At 56.6% G+C, this 20,650-nt stretch carries 19 protein-coding genes and 2 tRNA genes; 8 read left to right on the top strand and 13 right to left on the bottom strand.

The window, feature by feature from the left end; translation table 11 throughout:
• Positions 1 to 13: 13 nt before the first annotated feature.
• A complete protein-coding gene (ilvA, locus tag G565_RS0116560) occupies positions 14 to 1,528 on the bottom strand; it encodes a threonine ammonia-lyase, biosynthetic (RefSeq protein WP_028671886.1) in 1,515 nt (504 codons plus the stop codon).
• Between the two features lie 227 nt (positions 1,529 to 1,755).
• Here ilvA and rpiA point away from each other — a divergent pair, with 227 nt between their 5' ends.
• Positions 1,756 to 2,460, top strand: coding sequence for a ribose-5-phosphate isomerase RpiA (gene rpiA, locus G565_RS0116555; RefSeq protein ID WP_028671885.1), 705 nt, complete (start codon positions 1,756 to 1,758; stop codon positions 2,458 to 2,460).
• 177 nt (positions 2,461 to 2,637) lie between these two features.
• Here rpiA and G565_RS0116550 read toward each other — a convergent pair whose 3' ends face one another.
• The 6 genes from G565_RS0116550 to G565_RS0116525 form a co-directional block, all read right to left on the bottom strand.
• Complete coding sequence (locus G565_RS0116550; protein WP_028671884.1) at positions 2,638 to 3,249, bottom strand: hypothetical protein; 612 nt, start codon at positions 3,247 to 3,249, stop codon at positions 2,638 to 2,640.
• Positions 3,250 to 3,517: 268 nt separating this feature from the next.
• Positions 3,518 to 3,949, bottom strand: a complete 432-nt coding sequence (locus tag G565_RS0116545) for a DUF2147 domain-containing protein (RefSeq protein ID WP_245584203.1) — start codon at positions 3,947 to 3,949, stop codon at positions 3,518 to 3,520.
• A 194-nt stretch (positions 3,950 to 4,143) separates the two neighbouring features.
• Positions 4,144 to 4,629, bottom strand: a complete 486-nt coding sequence (gene ybaK / locus G565_RS0116540) for a Cys-tRNA(Pro) deacylase (RefSeq protein ID WP_028671882.1) — start codon at positions 4,627 to 4,629, stop codon at positions 4,144 to 4,146.
• Positions 4,626 to 5,141 carry a GNAT family N-acetyltransferase gene (locus G565_RS0116535; protein ID WP_028671881.1) on the bottom strand — a complete coding sequence of 172 codons (516 nt, stop codon included), beginning with the start codon at positions 5,139 to 5,141 and terminating at the stop codon, positions 4,626 to 4,628. The genes ybaK and G565_RS0116535 overlap by 4 nt, the downstream gene beginning before the upstream one ends.
• A gap of 70 nt (positions 5,142 to 5,211) precedes the next feature.
• Positions 5,212 to 6,621 (bottom strand): ATP-binding protein, encoded by a 1,410-nt coding sequence (locus G565_RS26145; RefSeq protein ID WP_051208125.1) that lies wholly within the window; start codon positions 6,619 to 6,621, stop codon positions 5,212 to 5,214.
• A 39-nt stretch (positions 6,622 to 6,660) separates the two neighbouring features.
• Complete coding sequence (locus G565_RS0116525; RefSeq protein ID WP_028671880.1) at positions 6,661 to 7,359, bottom strand: response regulator transcription factor; 699 nt, start codon at positions 7,357 to 7,359, stop codon at positions 6,661 to 6,663.
• 142 nt (positions 7,360 to 7,501) lie between these two features.
• Here G565_RS0116525 and smrA point away from each other — a divergent pair, with 142 nt between their 5' ends.
• Positions 7,502 to 8,089 (top strand): DNA endonuclease SmrA, encoded by a 588-nt coding sequence (gene smrA, locus G565_RS0116520; protein WP_028671879.1) that lies wholly within the window; start codon positions 7,502 to 7,504, stop codon positions 8,087 to 8,089.
• The gene (locus G565_RS26140; RefSeq protein WP_051208123.1) at positions 8,086 to 8,643 is read left to right on the top strand and encodes a phosphatase PAP2 family protein; all 558 of its coding nucleotides are present in this window, start codon (positions 8,086 to 8,088) and stop codon (positions 8,641 to 8,643) included. The genes smrA and G565_RS26140 overlap by 4 nt, the downstream gene beginning before the upstream one ends.
• Positions 8,644 to 8,954: 311 nt before the next feature.
• Here G565_RS26140 and G565_RS0116510 read toward each other — a convergent pair.
• From G565_RS0116510 to hemL, 3 genes are all read right to left on the bottom strand, one after another.
• Positions 8,955 to 9,041: transfer RNA gene (locus tag G565_RS0116510), tRNA-Leu, on the bottom strand.
• Between the two features lie 91 nt (positions 9,042 to 9,132).
• Positions 9,133 to 9,219 (bottom strand) — tRNA-Leu (locus G565_RS0116505).
• A gap of 160 nt (positions 9,220 to 9,379) precedes the next feature.
• On the bottom strand, positions 9,380 to 10,669 hold the full coding sequence (hemL, locus tag G565_RS0116500) for a glutamate-1-semialdehyde 2,1-aminomutase (protein ID WP_028671878.1): 1,290 nt from the start codon (positions 10,667 to 10,669) through the stop codon (positions 9,380 to 9,382).
• Positions 10,670 to 10,822: 153 nt separating this feature from the next.
• Here hemL and G565_RS0116490 point away from each other — a divergent pair, with 153 nt between their 5' ends.
• Positions 10,823 to 13,531 (top strand): winged helix-turn-helix domain-containing protein, encoded by a 2,709-nt coding sequence (locus G565_RS0116490; RefSeq protein ID WP_028671877.1) that lies wholly within the window; start codon positions 10,823 to 10,825, stop codon positions 13,529 to 13,531.
• Between the two features lie 151 nt (positions 13,532 to 13,682).
• Here the strand turns inward: G565_RS0116490 and hemJ are convergent, their stop codons facing one another.
• On the bottom strand, positions 13,683 to 14,108 hold the full coding sequence (hemJ, locus tag G565_RS0116485) for a protoporphyrinogen oxidase HemJ (RefSeq protein WP_028671876.1): 426 nt from the start codon (positions 14,106 to 14,108) through the stop codon (positions 13,683 to 13,685).
• Complete coding sequence (locus G565_RS24550; protein ID WP_051208120.1) at positions 14,108 to 15,826, bottom strand: chloride channel protein; 1,719 nt, start codon at positions 15,824 to 15,826, stop codon at positions 14,108 to 14,110. The genes hemJ and G565_RS24550 overlap by 1 nt, the downstream gene beginning before the upstream one ends.
• Before the next feature lie 174 nt (positions 15,827 to 16,000).
• Here G565_RS24550 and G565_RS0116475 point away from each other — a divergent pair, with 174 nt between their 5' ends.
• The 3 genes from G565_RS0116475 (at position 16,001) to erpA (ending at position 17,692) form a co-directional block, all read left to right on the top strand.
• Positions 16,001 to 16,759: a DUF6776 family protein gene (locus G565_RS0116475; protein WP_157600119.1), complete on the top strand. Its 759-nt coding sequence runs from the start codon at positions 16,001 to 16,003 to the stop codon at positions 16,757 to 16,759.
• Positions 16,746 to 17,201: a bactofilin family protein gene (locus tag G565_RS0116470; protein WP_028671874.1), complete on the top strand. Its 456-nt coding sequence runs from the start codon at positions 16,746 to 16,748 to the stop codon at positions 17,199 to 17,201. Before G565_RS0116475 ends, G565_RS0116470 begins: the two co-directional genes overlap by 14 nt.
• Before the next feature lie 140 nt (positions 17,202 to 17,341).
• Positions 17,342 to 17,692: an iron-sulfur cluster insertion protein ErpA gene (erpA, locus tag G565_RS0116465; protein WP_028671873.1), complete on the top strand. Its 351-nt coding sequence runs from the start codon at positions 17,342 to 17,344 to the stop codon at positions 17,690 to 17,692.
• Positions 17,693 to 17,784: 92 nt separating this feature from the next.
• Here the strand turns inward: erpA and G565_RS0116460 are convergent, their stop codons facing one another.
• Entirely contained in the window at positions 17,785 to 19,044 is a 1,260-nt protein-coding gene (locus G565_RS0116460; protein ID WP_037339898.1) for an OapA family protein, read from the bottom strand.
• Between the two features lie 153 nt (positions 19,045 to 19,197).
• On the opposite strand from G565_RS0116460, the gene tyrS reads away from it, so the two are divergent.
• Complete coding sequence (gene tyrS, locus G565_RS0116455) at positions 19,198 to 20,391, top strand: tyrosine--tRNA ligase (protein ID WP_028671871.1); 1,194 nt, start codon at positions 19,198 to 19,200, stop codon at positions 20,389 to 20,391.
• Positions 20,392 to 20,650: the final 259 nt, after the last annotated feature.

Below are 20,650 nucleotides of genomic sequence, written 5' to 3'. Positions count from 1 at the left end.
GACGAAAACCGGGTCAGCCCAAAAACGCGGCGTAGACCGGGTTGCTGGTCTCTTCCCAGTAAGGGTACCCCAGCTCTTCCAATTTCTGGCGAAACGCTTTCATATCCTCACGTGGCACCTGAATACCCGTCAATACCCGACCGTACGCTGCCCCGTGGTTACGATAGTGAAACAATGAAATGTTCCAGTGGCCACCCAGGGTGTTCAGAAACTTGCCCAGCGCACCTGGCCGTTCGGGGAATTCGAAACGGAACAGGTGCTCATTGCTGATGTTCGGAGCGTGACCACCAACCATGTGGCGCACGTGGGATTTGGCCACTTCGTTGTCGGTCAAATCGAGCACCGGGTGGTTGGCCTCGCTCAACTCTGCGACCAGTTGTTCGCGTTCCTCAAGGCTGCTGATTTTTACACCCACGAAGATATGCGCCTTCTCGGGGTTATCGAAACGGTAATTGAATTCGGTGATCGAACGCTTGCCGATGATCGACACGAATTTTTTGAACGCCCCGGGTTTCTCGGGAATCGTGACCGACAGGATCGCCTCACGATGTTCACCCACTTCGGCCCGTTCAGCCACGTAACGCAACCGGTCGAAATTGGTATTGGCACCCGAAGAAACGGTGATCAGCGTTTTGTTGGTACACCCCTCGCGCTCAACAAACTTTTTCATGCCTGCCACGCTGACCGCACCGGCTGGTTCGGTGATTGACCGCGTATCGTCGAAGATGTCTTTAACCGCTGCGCAGATTTCATCGGAGGTGACGGTGATGACTTCGTCGACATAATCCTTGCAGATTTTCCAGGGTTCCTTGCCGATCTGGGCAACGGCAATGCCATCGGCAAAGATACCAACCTGGCTCAGCGTGACCCGGCGCTTGGCCTTCAGTGCCGCGGCCAGGCAGGCACTTTCTTCAAACTCAACCCCGATGACCCGGATATTGGGCTGCAGATATTTGAAATAAGCGGCCATGCCTGAAATCAGCCCACCGCCGCCGACCGGGATAAACACCGCATGAATGTCATCGCCTCTGTGCTGGTGCAGGATTTCCCGAGCCACGGTGCCCTGGCCGGCAATGATGTCGGGGTCGTCGTAGGGGTGGATAAAGGTCAGGCCGCGCTCTGCCTCCAGCTTGCGTGCGTGTTCCAGCGCTTCGTCGAAGGCATCGCCATGCAGCACGGCTTTGCCGCCTCGGGCGCGTACGTTGGCGACCTTGATTTCAGGCGTCGTCTTGGGCATCACGATGGTGGCTTTCACGCCCATCAGCCGGGCTGCTTCGGCCAGGCCCTGAGCATGGTTGCCGGCGGAAGCGCAGATAACGCCCTTGTCCAGTTGCGCCTGGGTCAGGGTGGTCATCTTGTTGTAGGCACCGCGCAGCTTGAACGAGAATACCGGTTGCAGGTCTTCGCGTTTAATCAAAATGGTGTTGTTCATTCGACGACTGAGAAAAGCGGCTTTTTCCAGAGGCGTTTCGATAGCCGCCTCGTAGACCCGGGCATTGAGTATCTTTTTAACAGTCTGTTCCAACATGGAAGGTTCCTGGTTCGCGGGTGAATGACAGTCGTCGTTTGCGCCATCTGCGGAATGAGTGGCGCAGCTCCCTAGTGTAAGGGTTTTGGGCGAAGGCGGAAACGCAGGCGTACGGCAAATCGCGGCATACTGTTTTGCGACGCGACGGGATAACCGGCGGTGTGTGTTACTGAGCGTCACAGCAGCTATAATGCGGTCAAACAACACTCATTGACAGGAACGCTCCCATGACTCAAGACGAACTGAAGCAAGCGGTCGCCCAGGCTGCGCTCGATTTCATCAAACCGGACCTGAAACCGGAAGCCATTATCGGTATTGGCACCGGCTCTACCGCAAACCTGTTTATCGATGCACTGGCGGGTGTTAAAGACCGTTTTAGGGGCGCCGTCGCGTCCAGTGATGCCAGTGCCAAACGTCTTCGCGATCACGGAATTGAAGTGTTCGACATGAACCAGGTTGAGAAACTGGCGGTCTATGTTGATGGCTGTGACGAAGCCAATCGCAAGTTGCATCTGATCAAAGGGGGCGGCGCGGCACTGACCCGGGAGAAAATCGTCGCCTCAATCGCCAAAACCTTTGTGTGCATTGCCGATGAGTCCAAAGCGGTGCAAAAACTGGGTGCCTTTCCGCTGCCCATTGAAGTCATCCCGATGGCGCGCAGCGCGGTCGCCCGCAAACTGCTAAAAATGGGCGGTAATCCGGTTTATCGCGAAGGCGTGGTCACCGACAACGGCAATCAGATTCTGGACGTGTATGAGCTGGACATCAAAGACCCGGAAGCGATGGAAACCGCGATTAATAACATTCCCGGCGTTGTCACCAATGGGTTGTTTGCGCATCGGCCGGCGGATGTGTTGTTGCTGGGTACCAACGACGGCGTGAAGAAATTGTCGGTGATCAACACCATGGCTGAGGATGGTGAGTTTTATTGAGGTAGGCATTTGGGAGGTTGGTAACTCAAGTTTCGAAGTTCGGGGGAGGCTCTGGTGGCAGTGGTTCGCGCTGGCTACCTGGGGTGCTCCTGTAGGGTCGGGCGGCATTCCGCCCGACCCCGGAAGGGCACGGCCGGTAGCTGACACGAGCTCATGCCACGGAATACGCCCCCGCCCTTAAAGCACAGCCACCATTGCCCAGAGTGAGAGGGCCAGGAGCAGTAAGCCGAGACTTCGGTTCAGTCGGCTTTGACCGGTGTGCGATGCGATCAGGCGGGTGCCCCAGGGCTGACTGGCCAGCAGGGCGAGCCAGAGTGCATCGATGGCCACCCAAATCAGAGACAGCAGGATGACGGTATCAAGCGCCGGTGTGTCTACCCAGGCTTGCAGCAGTGCCTGAAAGGTAAAGGCTTCGAACCAGAGCGTGGCTGAAAGCGCGCCGGTCAGGATGACACTGACTATCGTGATTCGCCGGGTAGGGTGACCGGGCTCGGCAATGTAGGTTTTGATCCAGTACCACATCCATAACCAGGCGGCCATCATGGCGCCGGCGAAGACCAGCAAGGTTGGCCCCAACGGCCCCGATTTGGCCCAAACGGTAACCGCGGTTGCCATTAACCCGGCCTGGGTTACGGTAATCAGCATACGCCCGAGTATCAGCCGCCACAGCGGGCTGACCTGCTCATGCCGGGCGCGCACAAATTCATAGGTGTAGCCATCGGCCGGGAGTACCAGCAGCAGCGCCAGGGTGATGGCAATCAATAGCGTAACAGGGTCGGTACCAGTCATCGGGCAGTTCAGCGGTTAACAGGGAAAGGCAGCATAACGGGGTAAGGCCGGCAGGAAAAGCACCGGTTCACCGGCGTGACCGGTGAACCTCTATCTGGTTGGTGAAAAAGGCCTCCTGCCTTTTTCGAAACACGAGAACCAAACATTGCGGCTTTTGCTTCTCTCGCAAAATCCATAACGTAACAGTCATCGATTTGCCGGAACGGCCATATCCCGGTTGCAGGCCGCCGACATTCTACGAATCTCAACAACCTGCTATATCAGGTGGTTACTGAACGCGTTCCCAGACCTGAGTCCGGCCAATCAGCGCAAACCCCATAAAGCCGCGAACTTCCAGTTTGGTGCCGTTCTCAATAACTTTGGCCTTGGCACTGTATTCCTTGCCGTTGGCAGGGTCGAGAATGCGTCCTCCTTCCCACTCATCGCCATCGCGTTCCAGGCCCCACAGAAACGTCATGCCTTCAATCGGCTGGTCTCTGCGGCTGCCTTTGCAGTCGGAGCATACCGGGTTGGGTTCGGTTGGGTTGAGCAACTCAACGATCTGACCTTGCAGTTCGCCGTCTTCCACCCAGACGCGGACCAGACTCTTGGCTTCGCCGGTTTCATCGTCAATGGTACGCCACTGACCTTCAGCGGACATGGATTCGGCCTGAACGGGCGTGATCGCCAGTGCCAGTAACAAGGCAGTGGCTGCAGTCATCAAAGATTTCATTGTTATTTTTCGCTCCTGGTTGATTAGCCTGCGGTTGATGTGAGGCTTGTCACCCAACATAGCAAATCGCTGCCCAGTCACAAGCACTCTGTTGCGGTTGATGATTCAGATTCACCAAAGCCCCCGCCATGACGCCTGAAGTGTAATACTGCGGCAACAGTAGCAGCCCACTCAGGTGTGGTTCAGGTTGCGTCGGCCACGCACAGTGACGCAAAACGTCCCCGGGTCAGTTGCAGCAGATCGGCCGGTGCCAGCGAGAGGTCCAGCCCACGCTTGCCACCGCTGACATAGACAGCACTCAGGGTCTCTGCATGGTGATCAACCACGGTTGGCAGTGCTTTTTTCTGGCCCAGCGGGCTGATTCCGCCGACAACATAACCCGTGGTTTTCTCCGCAATGGCCGGGTCAGCCATTTGCGCCGATTTCTGGCCATGGGCTTTTGCGGCGCGCTTCAGATTCAGGGTGTGCGTGACCGGTAATATACAGACACCCAGGGCTTTGGGGTCGCCGTTGAAGCAGACCAGCAGCGTTTTAAACACCCGCTCTGGCGGCACCCCCAAAGCTTTGGCAGCGGCCAGGCCGTAGCTTTCATCGCTGTCGTCAACATTGAAGGTGTGCAGCTCGTACGCCACTTTCTGACGTTTGAGTAATTGGACCGCCGGGGTCATCCGGCACGCTCCAGCATGCGGGCCATGGCCTGCAGCGATTCGCCAGTGACCCGTTTGGTAATCCAGCCTTCCAGAGCACTGGCCCCCAGCGAGCGGTAAAACTGCCGGGCCGGCTCATTCCAGTCGAGCACATTCCACTCCAGTCGGCCGCAGTCTCGCTCGACGGCCAGTTGTGCCAGGCTGGTGATCAGCGCCTTGCCAACCCCGGAGCCGCGCTGGTCGGGTTGCACGTAAAGGTCTTCCAGGTGTATACCGGGTTGCGCCAGGAAAGTGCTGTAGTTGGAGAAAAACAGGGCCATTCCGACCGGTTTGCCGTCACGCTCTGCAATCAAAACCTCGGCGGCCGGCTTGCCACTAAAAAGGGTTTCAGTCAGCTTTTCTTCGGTGGCGACGACCTCGTGAGCCAGTTTTTCGTAGTCGGCCAGTTCATTGATGAAACGCAGTATGTGGGTAACATCATCGGGTCGGGCCAGGCGGATTATGGCGCCGGAAGCGGTTGTGATGGGGGACATGACGGGCCTCTTAATGTGAGCAGAAGCCGAAGTCTATAAGATTGGCGGGTGCCTTGTCGCGTTTTCGGGGTCAGCCCTGACGCAGCCGGCCGTGCTGATTCAACGGCAACCGTATGCGGACACACAAGCCGCCTTCTGGCCGGTTGTAGGCACGAATGTCACCCTTGTGAGCGGTCACCGCATGTCGGGCAATATTGAGCCCCAGCCCGGCTCCGGAGTTGGATTGGTCGAGCCGGTAGAATGGGTCGAACAGCCGTTCCAGTTTGTCCTCCGGTACGCCCGGCCCCTGATCGCAAATCTCAATCAACGCTTCGCCCTTGCGTGCCGTCAGGTGAATGCTCAACTCTCCGTTTTCCGGCGAAAAGCGCAGCGCGTTGCGAATCACGTTATCGATGGCCGAGTGCAGCAACTGGGGGTCCCCCCAGATGTTGACGGTGCTGTCGATTTGGTCGGTGATCAGAATATTGTGTGCTTTGGATTCAAAGCGGGCGTCTTCGACGACGTGTCGTACCAGGTCGTCGAGTTGCAATTGCGCCGGCTCCAGGTGCTGCATTTCGTTTTCGAAGCGCGAGAGTTTGAGCACCTGGGCGATCAGGCTTTCCAGCCGGTCGCTTTCCCGTTCAATGCGGCTTAACGCGGTTTCGAGATCGGCAGGCGCTTTCTGGCGAACAATGCCCAGCGCCACCTGCAGTCGGGTAAGGGGGGAGCGCAGTTCGTGGCTGACGTTACTCAGCAACCGTTGCTGAGCCGAGACCAGTTGCTGGAGGCGCTCGGCCATCTCGTCGAAGTCGCGCCCAAGGTCACCCAGTTCATCGGCACGCTTGTTTACCGCACCGCCGACCCGGGCATCCAGGCTGCCTCCCGCCAGTTGCCGGGAGACCCGACGCAGACGGGCGATCGGGCGGGTGATGGACCAGGCCAGTACCAGGGCCATACCGCCGGATACAAACAACGCAAAAATTGCCCGCAACCATTGGCTGTCGAGCCAGAGTGGCAAGTTGGGCGGCGGCAAGGCAGGCACCCCACGCAGGAACATCCGGTACATATCACCACCCACTGACATGGTGATGGGCCCCATCCAGGTTTCCTGACGCCATTGGCCGACTTTAACGCCTTCCAGCTCCATCATTTCAGACAGCATGACCAGAATGCGGCGCGGTGGTTTTGGGGTGCCAAGCAGATGATAAGTGTCGTCGACCAGGTACCACTGAAACCGTGACTCGCTGTTGAAGCGGTCGAGTTCGTCGATGATTTCCTGGCGGTCACTGGCGAGACGGTCGATATTGGGGAGTTTGACCCGATTCAGCAGGCCAATGTGTGAGGCATTGGGGGCCCCAATCTGGTAAACCTGTGCTACCTGATGCGATACAAAGGCGACAGCCAGCACGATCAGCAGCAGAGTGACCCAGAAGCTTAGCCAGATCTTGCCGAACACCGAGCCCAGCGGGTTGATTTTTCGCCAGTTTACTGAGAATTTCATGGCAATAGCCGGTGTCCGGAAAGGCGGGAGATGGCGGGTTTATTTCGGGTCGACAAACAGATAGCCAATGCCGCGAATAGTCTGAATCTTCGGCGTTTCGGTCACTGCCTGGAGTTTACGCCGGACGTTGGACACGTGCATGTCGATCGAGCGGTCGTACGCCATGATTTCACGGCCCAGCACTTCGCGGTACAGGTCTTCCTTCGGAACAGCCTTGCCAACCCGTGCCATCAGGACGCGCAGCACTTTGAATTCGCTGGTGGTCATCGGCACATGCTCACCTTCACATTCGACTTCGTAGGTGTCAAAGTTCAGGGTAACGCCGTTGCATTCCAGGGTGCCGCTGTCGTTTTCCTGCTGTACCTTGTCGAGCTCAATCCGGCGCAGCAAGGCTTTTATGCGGGCCAGTAACTCGCGGTGGCTGTATGGTTTGGCAAGATAGTCATCGGCCCCCAGTTCCAGCCCCAGTACCCGGTCCATCTCCTCACCCTTGGCGGTGAGCATCAGCACCGGAACGGATGAATGGTTGCGGATCTGGCGGAGGGTTTCGAAACCATCGATTCCAGGCATCATCACGTCGAGCAACACCAGATCGTAGGTATGCTCGCGCAATTGCACGATGCCATCCTCACCACTGTGAGCGGCGCTCAGTTTGTATCCTTCGGCATCGAGGTACTCGCCGAGCAGCTCGGCCAGGTCGCGGTCGTCATCAATGAGTAAAATATGAGATTCGTTCATGGCAACTAGTGTCCTCTATTCAATATGGCGCTGACGATCCATTTTACCGCTCTTTTACAACGAGCCCGTCATGATGCTTGGCCCTGCCGTGCCGAGCATCGGTACATACTGTTAGAATACGGTGAAAATCGACAGGTGTCTTATGGAAGACGACGACGAAATCAAAATTTTCCGTCAAGAAATGCAAGGTGTGCGCCGTATCCGGACCAAGCCACGCGTCGATACGGTGAAAACCGAAGTGCCGGAGCCCAGTTTACTGCACCGCCGGCAGATGGCGGTCAAGGTCGATCAGGGCGACCCGAACCACTTGACGGAGGAAATCATTGATCTGGTGCACCCACTGGACATTCTGGACTATCGCACCGATGGCGTAGCCCACGGTGTATATCGGAAACTGAAGCGTGGCCAGTACCCGATTGATGCCCGTCTGGATCTGCATCGCAAGTCCATGGCTGAAGCGCGTGACGAGGTTTACGGGTTTATTGCCGACTGCTTGCGTTACGACGTGCGCTCAGCAATGATCCTTCACGGCAAAGGCGAACGCGGCGAGCCAAAGGCGTTCCTGAAGAGCTGTGTGAATACCTGGCTGAAACAAATGCCGGCGGTGCTGGCGTTTCATTCGGCGCAAAAGCACCATGGCGGCGTAGGGGCATTGTATATTCTGCTGCGCAAAAGTGATCGCAAAAAAGAAGAAAACCGGGAGCGGTTTATGAAAGGACGCACGGAATGAAAAGCAGACTAAACCGACGCCACTTCAATTGGCTAAGCTCCGTATCTGTCATTGCCCTAACCCTGATCAGTAACCTGGGCCATGCAGACGATCGCTGGATACAAGCGGGCGAGGTATTGCTCTACGCCTTACCCCTGACAGCTGCCACGGCCACCTATACGCTGGATGACCCCGAAGGGCGCTCACAACTGGTGATGGCCTATGGCATCACGCTCAGTAGCAGCTATGTGTTAAAGGGGTTGGTGGAGCGGGAGCGTCCAGATGGAACCGATGATCTGAGTTTCCCCAGTTTCAGTGCCGCTTCGGCGTTTACCAGTGCGGCTTTTATCCAACGTCGCTATGGCTGGGATGCCGGTTTGCCAGCCTATCTGGCAGCCAGCTACGTTGGTTGGAGTAAAGTGTACTCAGACCGGCATCACCCGACAGACGTGTTTGCGGGCGCCGCCCTGGCCTGGGGGGTGAATCAGTGGCTGGTTGAGCCGGGGTCTGCTTCGCAGTTTGCGTTGTTACCGACTGACGGTGGCATGGCGCTGGCGTTCCAGTTGAGCTTCTAGCAGGTTGTTGGAAAAGGCTCCTGCCTTTTTCAAAACACGATATCTAAAAAAGTGTGGTTCTTTGCCTATCTCCCGACATCAATGACTTGGCAATCCTCGATGTCACTGGAACTTTCGAATTGTCGGACCACATTTTCCAGTAGCAGGTGACTCAAATTCTGCGAATTTAACGACCTGACAAGCGCTTGAAGCTAGCTTCGGCTTTGATGGACCTCAGAGTGGTACAGCAGCGGGGCGGGGTTCGACGCGCGGGTCAGGGGATGTGCCTGTTAAGAGGCATTTCGAGTCAAGGGAAGCTGGTTTACTCGAAATGGTGCCTGGGAGAGGATTTGAACCTCCACGGGGTTGCCCCCACTAGCACCTGAAGCTAGCGTGTCTACCAATTTCACCACCCAGGCTGAGCGGCTAACGTGTGAACAGGCTGTTGAAGCACGCAGAATGTCTGCGGCCTGTTTTAACGCGTAACAACAATATCATCCGGTGAAATCTTGGTGCCTGGGAGAGGACTTGAACCTCCACGGGGTTGCCCCCACTAGCACCTGAAGCTAGCGTGTCTACCAATTTCACCACCCAGGCAAACCGGATGCGCTTACCGTTGGCAAGCAGGCGCGCATACTAATGAGCGGGCCCGGGTCTGTCAACAGTTTTTGTCGCCTTGCTGTCGCTGTATTTGCAGGAAAAAGGGAGTTAAAACAAGCGGTTGGGTCAGGTACCCAACCGCCTTGGAGGCTCACATTCAAACGGTCAGGTTCGCCATCACGCGCTCGGCGGCGGCCAGGGTGTCGTCGATGTCCTGCTCGCTGTGGGCCAGCGACATGAAGCCCGCTTCAAAGGCTGAGGGCGCCAGGTAGATCCCTTCGTTGAGCATGCCGTGAAAGAACTGATTGAAACGGGGGACATTGCTGGTCATGACGTCGCTGAACCGGCGCACGCGTTCGGTTTCAGTGAAGAAAAACCCGAACATGCTGCCGGCTGAGTTGGTGGTCAGCGGAATGCCTGCTGCTTGCGCCTTCGCTTTAAGACCCTGGGTCAGTGCATCGGTGCGCGCCGTCAGTTGTTCGTACACGCCGGGTTTGCTGATCTGTTCCAATACGGCCAGGCCCGCAGCCATGGCCACCGGGTTTCCAGACAGCGTACCAGCCTGATACACCGGGCCGTTGGGTGCCAGGAAGTCCATGATGTCGGCACGGCCACCAAAAGCGCCGACCGGGAGACCGCCGCCGATGACTTTGCCCAGGGTGGTCAGGTCGGGCTTGACGTTGTAGAGCGCCTGGGCACCACCCAGCGCGACTCGAAAGCCACTCATGACTTCGTCGAAGATTAAAACGGCGCCGTGCTCGGTGCATTCGCTGCGCAGTGTGTCCAGGAATTCCTGTTCGGGTAATACGCAGTTCATGTTGCCAGCTACCGGTTCGACAATCACGCAGGCGATACGGTCACTGTATTCCCTGAAGCAGTCACGCACCGCTTGAGGGTCGTTGTAATCGAGCGTCAGCGTATTGGCGGCAACCGCTGCTGGCACGCCTGGCGACGTCGGTACGCCCAGTGTCAGCATGCCTGAGCCGGCCTTGACCAGCAGGCTGTCGGCATGGCCGTGGTAGTTGCCCTCGAATTTTACCAGCAAATCGCGACCGGTATAGCCGCGAGCCAGTCTGATCGCCGACATGGTGGCTTCAGTGCCCGAGTTCACCATGCGCACCTTGTCCATCGATGGCACGATCGCGCAGACCGCTTCGGCCATGGTGACTTCCTGCTCGGTCGGGGCACCAAACGTCAGTGCCAGGTCGACCTGGCGATGAATGGCCTCACGTACCTCTTCAAAGCCGTGCCCCAGAATCTGGGGGCCGAAAGACAGGACATAGTCGATGTAGGACTTGTCGTTAATATCGATTAATCGTGAGCCTTGAGCGCGCTTGAAGAAAATCGGTGTGCCACCGACCCCTTTGAAAGCGCGAACCGGTGAATTAACACCACCGGGGATGGTTTTCTGAGCGCGTTCAAACAAAGCAGCAAGTTGGTCGGTCATGGTTGTGGCCTGTGTTGTGAAAGTCTGGCAACTATTGTCGTGGTTACTGGCCCCCGAGGCAAACCCGGCGGGTCCGGCACTGCGGTTATTTGATCGTGACCGGAAGAGCTGGGATGATTGGGGCTTCTCAGTCTGACACAACGGACAGCGCCGATGACCGATTCGGTTCCACAGCACTTTCTGGTTCCGTCGAAGCTTTCGGTGCCACACCTGCCGCCCAATGCCATTCGCCGACCGCGCGTGGACCAGAGCTTTGTTGACGCCTGCCGGTTGCCGGTAGTGGTACTCTGTGCCCCGGCCGGTTTCGGCAAAACGGTTGCCACGTTGCACGGAGTCGACGCGTTACGCGATAAACTGCCAGCAGTTCGACTTGCCTGGTTATCACTGGATCCCGAAGATTCCGATCCGGTGGTGTTTGCCGCTTATTTTATTTCCGCCATTGCCAAACAGGTGCCGCTCAGCGAAGGGTTGTGCCATGCCGGTGTGCATGACCGCAAAACTCAACTGAAGTCTCTGTTCGGTCAGTTGTTGTTCGAATTGGACCGGATAGACGAGCGACTGGTGCTGGTTCTGGATGATTACCACTGCGTTGAGAACGATCAGATTCATGCGGCGCTAGCCTATTTGGCGCGGCATTTACCCCCACATATTACCCTGGTGCTGACTACCCGCTCTGATCCACCGGCCAGCATTATGTCGCTGCGCCTGCAGGGGCTGGTGGCGGACATCCAGAACGATGTGCTGGGGTTCAATGTCTGCGAGACACAGCATTTCTTTCAGAGCCTGGGTGGCTACCAGCTTGAAGATCAGGATGTGGAGCAACTGCTCGACCATGTAGAGGGCTGGGCAGTAGGGTTGCAATTGATCGTGCTGGGACTGAAGTCCAAACCCTCGTTCGATGAGCTGAAGACCCGGCTGCAGCAGAAGAACCTCAACGCAATCGATTATTTCGATTCCGAAGTGTTCGACGCGCTGCCCGCCGATGTGCAGCATTTCATGATTCATACCAGCCTGGTCCGGCGGTTCAACACCGAAGTAGCCCAGGCGCTGACCGAGAACATCAACGTTCACGAAGTACTGGAGTACCTGCAGCGTCAGCACCTGTTCATCATCCAATTTAACGAGCCCCGGCAGTGGTTTCGCTATCACCATTTGTTGCGTGAATTCCTGCAGCACAAGCTGACGCTGTTGTACGGTGGCAATCTCAGTGATTTGCATTTCCGGGCCAGTCAGGCGTTTCTGCGGCTGGGCTATATTGTCGGCGCGGTTGATCATGCGATTAAAGCCGGCGACCAGGACCAGATAGTCAGAATCCTTAAGCTGTATGGCGATGACCTGATTCATAAAGCGCATTATGAGCTGGTACAACGTTGTCTGACGGAATTGCCGATGGCGCGGATCGTTCGGGAACCGGAGCTGGTGTTGGTCAACTGTTGGGTGGAGGCTATTTTTGGCGATGCCGGGCAGGTAGAAGGTTGCCTTGACGCCGCTCTTTCCCTTATCGATGACACCGATGCCGGGCGCCTGCTATCGGCCGAGTTCGAGACGGTTCGGTCGCAGGCCAGCTACTCACTGGGTCAGTTGGAGGTAGCCGAACAAGCGGCATTGCGCGCGCTCGCACGGTTTGCTGAGGACAATACACGGCGTCAGAGTGCTCTACTGACCTACGCCAACGTGAAGTTTGACCTGGGCGATATGGCCGTCGCACTGGATATCTATGAACAAAGCGAGCTGCTTAGTCGCCGCGAAGGCAACCACGATGCTGTTCTGTGGAGTCTGAACCAGCAGGCTCAGATCTGGAAGCAGCGTTGCGAGTTTGACCGGTCGCTTGAGCTGTGTCAGGAAGTGCAGCGCTACAGTGAAGCCCAGGGTGTGGCCAATGGCTTTAATGTGTGTTTTTCATTGCTGTACCAGGCGGAGCTGGCGCTGGAGTCGTATCGTCTGCGGGAAGCCCGGATGCTGATCAATGAAGCGGGAGTGGTGTGCCAGAACTGGGATGAGTTCTGGTCACGTCACCTGTTTGGCTGGTTGCTGAAAATGGAACTGCTCAAGGGTAAGCCAACCACGGCCCGGGAATTGTCCGGTTTGCACGAAGGCATTCTGACGATGGACAGCGTTGCCGAGCAGTTAATCGCCTACTCGCTCGACGTGCAACTGCTGTACTGGTGGCAAACAGGCGATACTCAGAAAATCCTCACCTGGCTCAAGGTGCATTCGCCGGTGTCAGGGTGCCGTAATCTGCACGATTTTGGTGAACTGCGGGCTCAGGTATACGGGCAATTGGCGTTGGGTGAATCCGATTGTGCTCGCCAGCGTGTCGAGGCTGAACTGGCTCGCTTCAATGATCGGCCACCGACAGAATTCAAGCTTGAACGTCTTCGCCTGCATTTGCTGAACATCGCCATACGGATGCTACAGGGCGACGAAGAGGCCGCCCGATCGGCCTTGCTCGCTGTGCTGGCTGACTTACAGGCCAATCAGATCGTGGCCAGTCTGTTGTACCTGCGTCAGTGGATCATGCCGCTGTTTGAACAATTGCCTCTGGGCTCATTGCCGGACGATCAGGCGCGTTACGTGGAGCAGGTTCTGATTCTGTACAAACAGCGCAATACGGCCAGCCGTCGCGGTGAACAGGAGGTGCCTGATGGCTTGCTCGCACTGGGTATTTCCAGGAAGGAGTGGCGAGTGTTGCAGTTCATCATGGATGGCAAAAATAATGAAGACATTGCCCAAAGCATGTTTATCGCGGTCAGCACCGTAAAAACGCACATCAATAACCTTTACAAGAAGTTAGCGGTGACGCATCGAAAGGCGGCTATTGCGCAAGGTCGGGCGTTGAGCGGCAGTGCCGACGGGCAGTAAACGGCATGGAGTTAGCGCAGCTGCGGGCTGGAGTCCGGGCACGGAAATGACTAGACTGGAGGCTTCCTTGGATTGAATGTCCGGGGATTGTCTAGTTGATAGGTAGTTATTGGCCAACGGCCCTGCGGCCGTTGGTCTTTTTTTTGCCTGATCAGAACGGCTTGAGTACGACCAGCAGAACAATGCCCACCAGGACCAATACCGGGGCCTCATTGAACCAGCGATACCAGGTGTGACTGTGGCGGTTGTCGTCTGCCGCCAAACGCTTCAGCAGCCGACTGCACGCATGGTGGTACCCGAGCAGCAGTACCACCAGGAACAGTTTGGCGTGCATCCACCCCATTGATAGCCAGGCCGGGTTGACCACCAGCATGGCGATACCCAGCGTCACCGTGACTACCATGCTGGGTGTCATGATGCCCCGGTAGAGCTTGCGCTCCATGATCTTGAACCGCTCTTTGCTGACTGAATCGTCGGCCATAGCGTGGTACACGAACAGTCGTGGCAGATAGAACAGGGCGGCAAACCAGGTGATAACCGCAATGATATGAAAGGCTTTGAGCCATAGGTAGAGCATCAGCGAAGGTCTCCTTCGGTGGTTAGAACTGTCGCCAGTTGCGCCCGGGTGATCAGAGCGGTCCCGGCGGTATCCGGTGCATACAAAAAGCCAGCGGTGTCTTCACGTTGCAGCAAACGAACTGCTTCCAGCAGGTTGATGTCCTGGTCGACGCTGATCAGACGACTGAAAGGCGGAATCACAGCCTTTAAAGCGTCTGCAAGCATTGGGCGAGATTCTACCGGCAGTTGAACCCAGTCCTGCACCGCCTGGCTCAGGGGTGTCTTGTCGATCAGGTAGTTGGCATCAGACAGTTGCAGCACCACCCAACGCTGGGCTTCCTTGACGGTACGCATGGCCTGATCGTCGTTTTGGGTAAGATCGAGGCGGGTAAACTGTCCGGTCGCCAGTTCCGACAAGCTGCGCTGGGCCAGGGCCGTTCGCACCGGGTTCGTCTCAATCGTCAGCCCTTTGAACGCCAGCAAACTGTGGTAAATGGAGGGAATGCGCAGGCCGTGCTGGCAGACCAGGTTGGCACCCAGTACCACAATCATCGCCGGGAACACAGCATGGGCGTTCAGTGAGAGTTCCAGCACGGCGATCAATGCGGCCAGCGGCGCATGCAGCACCGCGCTCATCATCGCAGCCATACCCAACAGCGCGTAAAACGCCGGGCTGCCGTCGCCAGGCAGCAGACTGCCCATTAGCCCGCCGGCACTGGCACCGATCAGCAGGGTAGGGCCGATCAGGCCTGCTGGTACACCCAGGCCTACCGCCGCCGAAGTGGCTACAAATTTGGCCATCAGCACCAGCAGCAGGACTGACCAGACCAGTTCTCCGTTGATGGCCTGGTTGATGGTGTCGTGCCCCAGGCCCAGCACCTCGGGCACCCCCAGCGCCAGTGCACCGGTGATCAGGCCTGCAAGCAGTAAGCGGGCCGGGCGTTGATGAATTCGCAATTGCATGAACAGCCGGACGCTTCGGTTAAAGCCCGCCGCGAGCAAACCGACAAGCAAACCAGCGACCAGCAGGAACGGCAGATCGGTGAGGTTGCCCTGATAGGTCAGGTCAGTGACAAAGGCCGGGTGTTCACCGAACAGAAAGCGGGTCATGGCGGCCGAGGTCACTGAGGCAGCAATGATGGGGGTAAAACCCAGCAGGCTATACTCCATAAGAATGACTTCCATGGCAAAGAGCACGCCCGCCAGCGGGGTATCGAAGGCCGATGAGATGGCCGCAGCGGTGCCACACCCAATCAGCAATCTCAACTGACTGGGGACTCGGTTGGCGGTTTGCCCCAGTTGATTGGCGATACCGGCACCCATATGCACGGCCGGGCCTTCCTGGCCGACGCTGTGACCTGACCCCAGCGATATGAGCGCTGCGAAGAACTGAAACAGGGCATTGCTGCCGGGTAGGCGGCTGCGGCCGCGCTGCAGCCGGTCCAGCACGTGCGTTATGCCTACGGAGTGGCTGTGAGTTGGCGTAAACCGGAACAACAGAATGAGGGCCAGACTCCCGGCAATGGGCAACAGGAAGCGGGTTGGGGCTGAGAGCGATTCGAAGTCGTCCCGATTGGTGCCGTTCAGTTGCTGCAGTATCAGATCCAGCCCCAGCATGAAAACCGCCATCACCAGACTCGTGGCAATGCCAGTAATACAGCCGAGAATGATCAGCGACAACAATCCGTCCGGTTTGCCGAGTAAACGGCGCCACTGACTGATCGGAGGTAAAGGCATAGGCAGATTGGCTTGTAACCGAATTGGCTGCGACCTTATCATAGGCGGTCATGGCGTTGCAGTGATTCATCCCCCGACTGGTTCTTGAATGCCGATTGGGCGGCTGGAAAGACTGCAGTCAGGGCTGAACTGTTTTCGGTTGCTGACAAGCGTCCCTATTCCGTCGGAGTTGGCATGGCGAAAGTAAAAGTAGCACCCGTACGGCAGATGGTTGTGGTTCCGTATCGGCCGTGGCGACGCTGGCTGGGTCGGATTGTTGGAATTGTGATCATTGCCCTGGCAGTCTACGCTGCCTATCTGTATGGTTTTCAGTCAGGTGGCAGTCAGTATGAGACGCTTCTGAACCAACGTGCCGAGTTGCGCCTCAATGTACGTGAGGCCGAGCAACGGCAGGAAGCACTGCGTTTGCGTGTGGCTCAACTTGAGCGCGGCTCGGAAGTCGACCGCCAGGCCAACGAAAACGCCCGGCAGACGCAGTTGGAGCTGAGCGGACGGATTGCTGAGCTCGAAGAGGAGGTCGCCCTTTACCAGGGGATCATGTCCCCGTCTCTTGATAACGAAGGGCTGCGTATTCAGGAAGTCACGCTGGAGCCGACCAGTTCAAGCGACCGCTATCGGTACAGCCTGATGCTGACCCAGGCGGGTAACAATTCTCAATATCTGCAAGGGTTTGTAGGTGTCAATATCGTAGGGACACAAGGCGGGGAGCGCGTAGCGCTGCCTTTAAAAGATGTGTCCGAAGCGGTGGATGACGTGGATATTCGATTCCGTTATCGCTATTTTCAGGATATCAAGGGCGACCTGGTGTTGCCAGAAGGGTTCATACCCGACCAGATACAGGTGATTGCTCAAGCCGTCGGCGACCGCGCCGCCCGGGTTGAAGCCGCCTACAGTTGGTTGGATTTGGAGAACGGAAACAATGTGGGGCAGTAAACAAACCGTGGCTAATGACGTAACGCTTATATCAGTAAAGGCCGAGATCAGCGGCGATATCCGGGTGTCAGGCGGCTTGCACGTCGACGGTCGTATCAAAGGCAACATCCTGGCCGATCCGGACAGTGGTGCGGCTGTGCGCATCAGTGATAAAGGCTATGTGGAAGGTGAGATACGTGCGCCAAACATTGTCATCAACGGTGAAGTGAAAGGCGACGTGTATTCCTCCGAGCACATAGAGCTGGCCAAGAAAGCCGTGGTCACCGGCGATGTGCACTATGTCATGATGGAAATGGTGATGGGTGCCAAGGTCAACGGCAAACTGTTGCATGTGGCTGCCGAGAAGGGCAAAAAGGTCAGCAAACCTGAACCTGTTGATGCAAAGCCCGTTACCGAGGCACCCATGCTCGATGCCGGCAAGCCAGTCAACAAATCGTCCTGATATCGCAGGGATCCGGAAGCGGGTCCTTGAATCCGGCGTTGTTCGCCCCTATCACTGTAGGGTCTTGCCTGCCAGTGCGGGCAGGGGCGAGTCAAATCTCCTGGCAATTCTGAGAGCAGCCCAATGATTTTGGAAACACTATGACTGTGAATGCAGACGTCCATGAAGCTCTGGTGATTACCGAGGCGGCCGGTCACAAAGTTCGGCAGTTGGTCGAGGAAGAAGGTAACGATCGCCTGATGTTGCGCGTATTTGTGACCGGGGGCGGTTGTGCCGGGTTTCAATACGGCTTTACCTTCGACGACGATGTAGCGGAAGATGACACCGTGATTAATCAGGGAGGGAGTACCTTTCTGATAGATTCACTGAGCGTGCAATATCTGCAAGGCTCAACCGTTAACTACACCGAAGGGCTTGAAGGTAGCCGGTTTTCAATTGAAAACCCGGCGGCAGAGACCACCTGTGGTTGTGGTTCTTCGTTTTCCATGTAGCGACAGCGATACTGAGGCTGTTGTTTGGGCATAAAAAAACCGGGATTATCCCGGTTTTTTTATGCCTGCGTAATGACTGACAACCACCGGGATCAGTCTACCGCGACGTAGGTTTCTTCGAACACCTGCAACTGCCCCATCATGTTTGATGCAAAGTCTTCGAATTGTGGCAGGAACTGGCGATCCAGCGGCTGCGCGGTAGGCAGATCAACCGTTTGCGGGTTCTTGTGCACGCCATTGACCAGGAATTCGTAGTGCAGGTGTGGGCCGGTTACCTGGCCAGTGGCGCCGACATAGCCGATGATCTGCCCCTGGCGGACCCGGTTGCCGGTGCGGGCGTTGTTTGAGAATTGGCTCATGTGAGCGTAGAGCGTGCGAATGCCGCCACCATGCTGTACCACAACGACATTGCCATAGCCGCCATTGCGACCGGCTGACACCACTTTACCGTCACCGGTTACCTTGATGGGCGTTCCGGTTGGGGCGGCGTAGTCGGTGCCTTTGTGAGCACGAATGGTATTCAGGACCGGGTGTCTGCGATTCGGGTTAAAGCCAGAGGAAATCCGAAAGACGTCCATGGGGGTGCGCAAAAAGGCTTTGCGCATGCTGTCGCCATTGGGCGAGTAGTAGTCGGTCCTGCCACCCTCGTCGGTGTACCGCAACGCATTAACTTCACGACCCTGGTTGACGAAGCGAGCGACCAGAATGGGGCCATCGCCCAGCTTCTTACCATCAAGATACTCTTCCTGATAGATCAGCGAGAAAGTATCACCCGCCCGAATATCCAGCGCAAAGTCGATGTCCCAGCCATACAGGGTGGCCAGTTGCATGACCATATTATCGCTGAGACCAGCTTCCTTGGCAGACAGGTACAGCGATGAATCAATGGTGGCCTCTGCAAACCGGGTGTGAATTTCCGGCTCGCGCACGATCTTTTCGATATCGAACCCGTCATCGGTCAGACTGATGCGGTGCTTGACCAATATGGACTCACTAAAGGTTAGACCGCGCAACAAATTGTCTTCGTCGAATTCAAACTCAAACGACTGGCCTGGGTAAATGCGCTCCAGAGGGTCGCTGATCTCTTCAATGGCCAGCATGCGGTACAGAACACGAACTCCGGCATTGGCACGCTCAAAGACGGTCGAGAGCGTATCGCCGGGCTGGACCTCTTCAGCAATCCGGGTGAATTCGGGCTCCTGAGGAACCTCGGGGCTGGGTGCCGGTATCACCACCTGGGGTGGCAGCTCGACAATCACCGATTGGCTGGGGGCTGGCCACATCGCCACAGACAGCATGACAAAGGTCAGGGCGGCGACGCCGATGGCGTGCCAGCGTGGGAAGCGTTTCATTATAGTAAACAGATGAATCACCATGTTAAAACAGTCAGTTGGCAGAAGATGTTAATGCAGTATATTAACAGTCTAACGCATATGTGCTAACTGATATCACATACTGATATAATTAGTCGCTGATTAATATGTAAATTTATTTGAGGAGACTCCATGTCCCTGGAGCAGACACTGGCAGAAATCCGTCGCGGTACGGAAGAGATACTGCTCGAAGAAGAACTGGTCAAAAAGCTCGAAAGTGGGCGTCCACTGCGTATCAAGGCTGGTTTCGACCCCACAGCACCTGATTTGCACCTGGGCCATACGGTGCTGATGAACAAGATGCGGCAGTTTCAGGACCGGGGTCACACCGTCATTTTTTTGATCGGTGATTTTACCGGCCTGATTGGCGATCCCTCTGGCAAGAACTCAACCCGACCACCACTGACACCCGAACAGATTGCCCAGAACGCTGAAACCTATAAAGAGCAGGTGTTCAAGATTCTCGATCCTGAGAAGACCGAGATCCGGTTCAACTCTGAATGGTTTAATAAGCTGGGCGCAGCCGGCATGATTAAACTGGCCGCCCGTCACAGTGTCGCACGGATGCTGGAGCGGGACGATTTTAAGAAGCGGTACAAGGCCAATGAGTCCATCGCCATCCACGAATTTCTTTACCCTCTGGTCCAGGGTTACGACTCGGTGGCACTGGAAGCTGACGTAGAGCTGGGCGGGACCGACCAGAAGTTTAACCTCCTGGTTGGTCGTGAACTGCAAAAGAGCGAGGGGCAGGAGCCGCAAGTCGTGATCATGACGCCATTGCTGGAAGGGTTGGACGGTGAGAAGAAGATGTCCAAGTCGCTGGGCAACTACGTCGGCATTACTGAAGCCCCTGGCGCCATGTACCAGAAAATCGTCTCGATACCGGATTCCCTGATGTGGCGCTGGTATGAGCTACTGTCATTCAAAACACTTGAGCAGATCGACGCCCTGAAGGCTCAGATTGAACAAGGTGCCAACCCCCGGGACATTAAGATTGAGCTCGCCCGTGAGTTGGTTGCTCGCTTTCACGGGGAGCAGGCCGCTGCCAATGCGCACAAGGGAGCTGGAAACCTGGTGCAGGAGGGGGAGGTTCCTGACGACACGCCGCAGATCACTCTGGCGTTGGACGATCAGACCGAGTTGCCCATTGCGGCGGTTGTTAATCGGGCCGGGCTGGCGGCGAATGCGGCCCAGACTCGGGATATGTTGAAAAACGGACGGGTGAAGGTGGACTGGGAGGTCGTTGGGGCCGATCTGAAGCTCCCCGCTGGCGACTACCTGGTCCAGGCTGGGAAGAAAAAGCTGGCGCGCGTCACCCTGGCGTAAGAGCTGGGTTGTATTGCTGCTTCTATATAGAGGTGTTCGCTAAAAGTGCCCGTTCACCGTGGTACCGACCTGCAACACAGTAGAAGCAGCGCTTTCAGGCTTGACCATTAACCCTGAGTATCTCGTTTTTTGCACGACTGTCATCGTTTGTACAACTTTATCTGAAACACCTCTTGACCCTCCCTCAGAAAAGACTATTATACGCCTCCCTCGCCGCACAGCGGTGACGGGAAGCCTCTTTCAGCAACACCGATTGAGC

Source organism: Saccharospirillum impatiens DSM 12546, from assembly GCF_000423605.1.
In the GTDB taxonomy this organism is placed as follows: Bacteria; Pseudomonadota; Gammaproteobacteria; order Pseudomonadales; family Natronospirillaceae; genus Saccharospirillum; species Saccharospirillum impatiens.
Note: the sequence above shows the minus strand (reverse complement) of the source record. Positions and strands in the feature narration are given on the sequence as shown.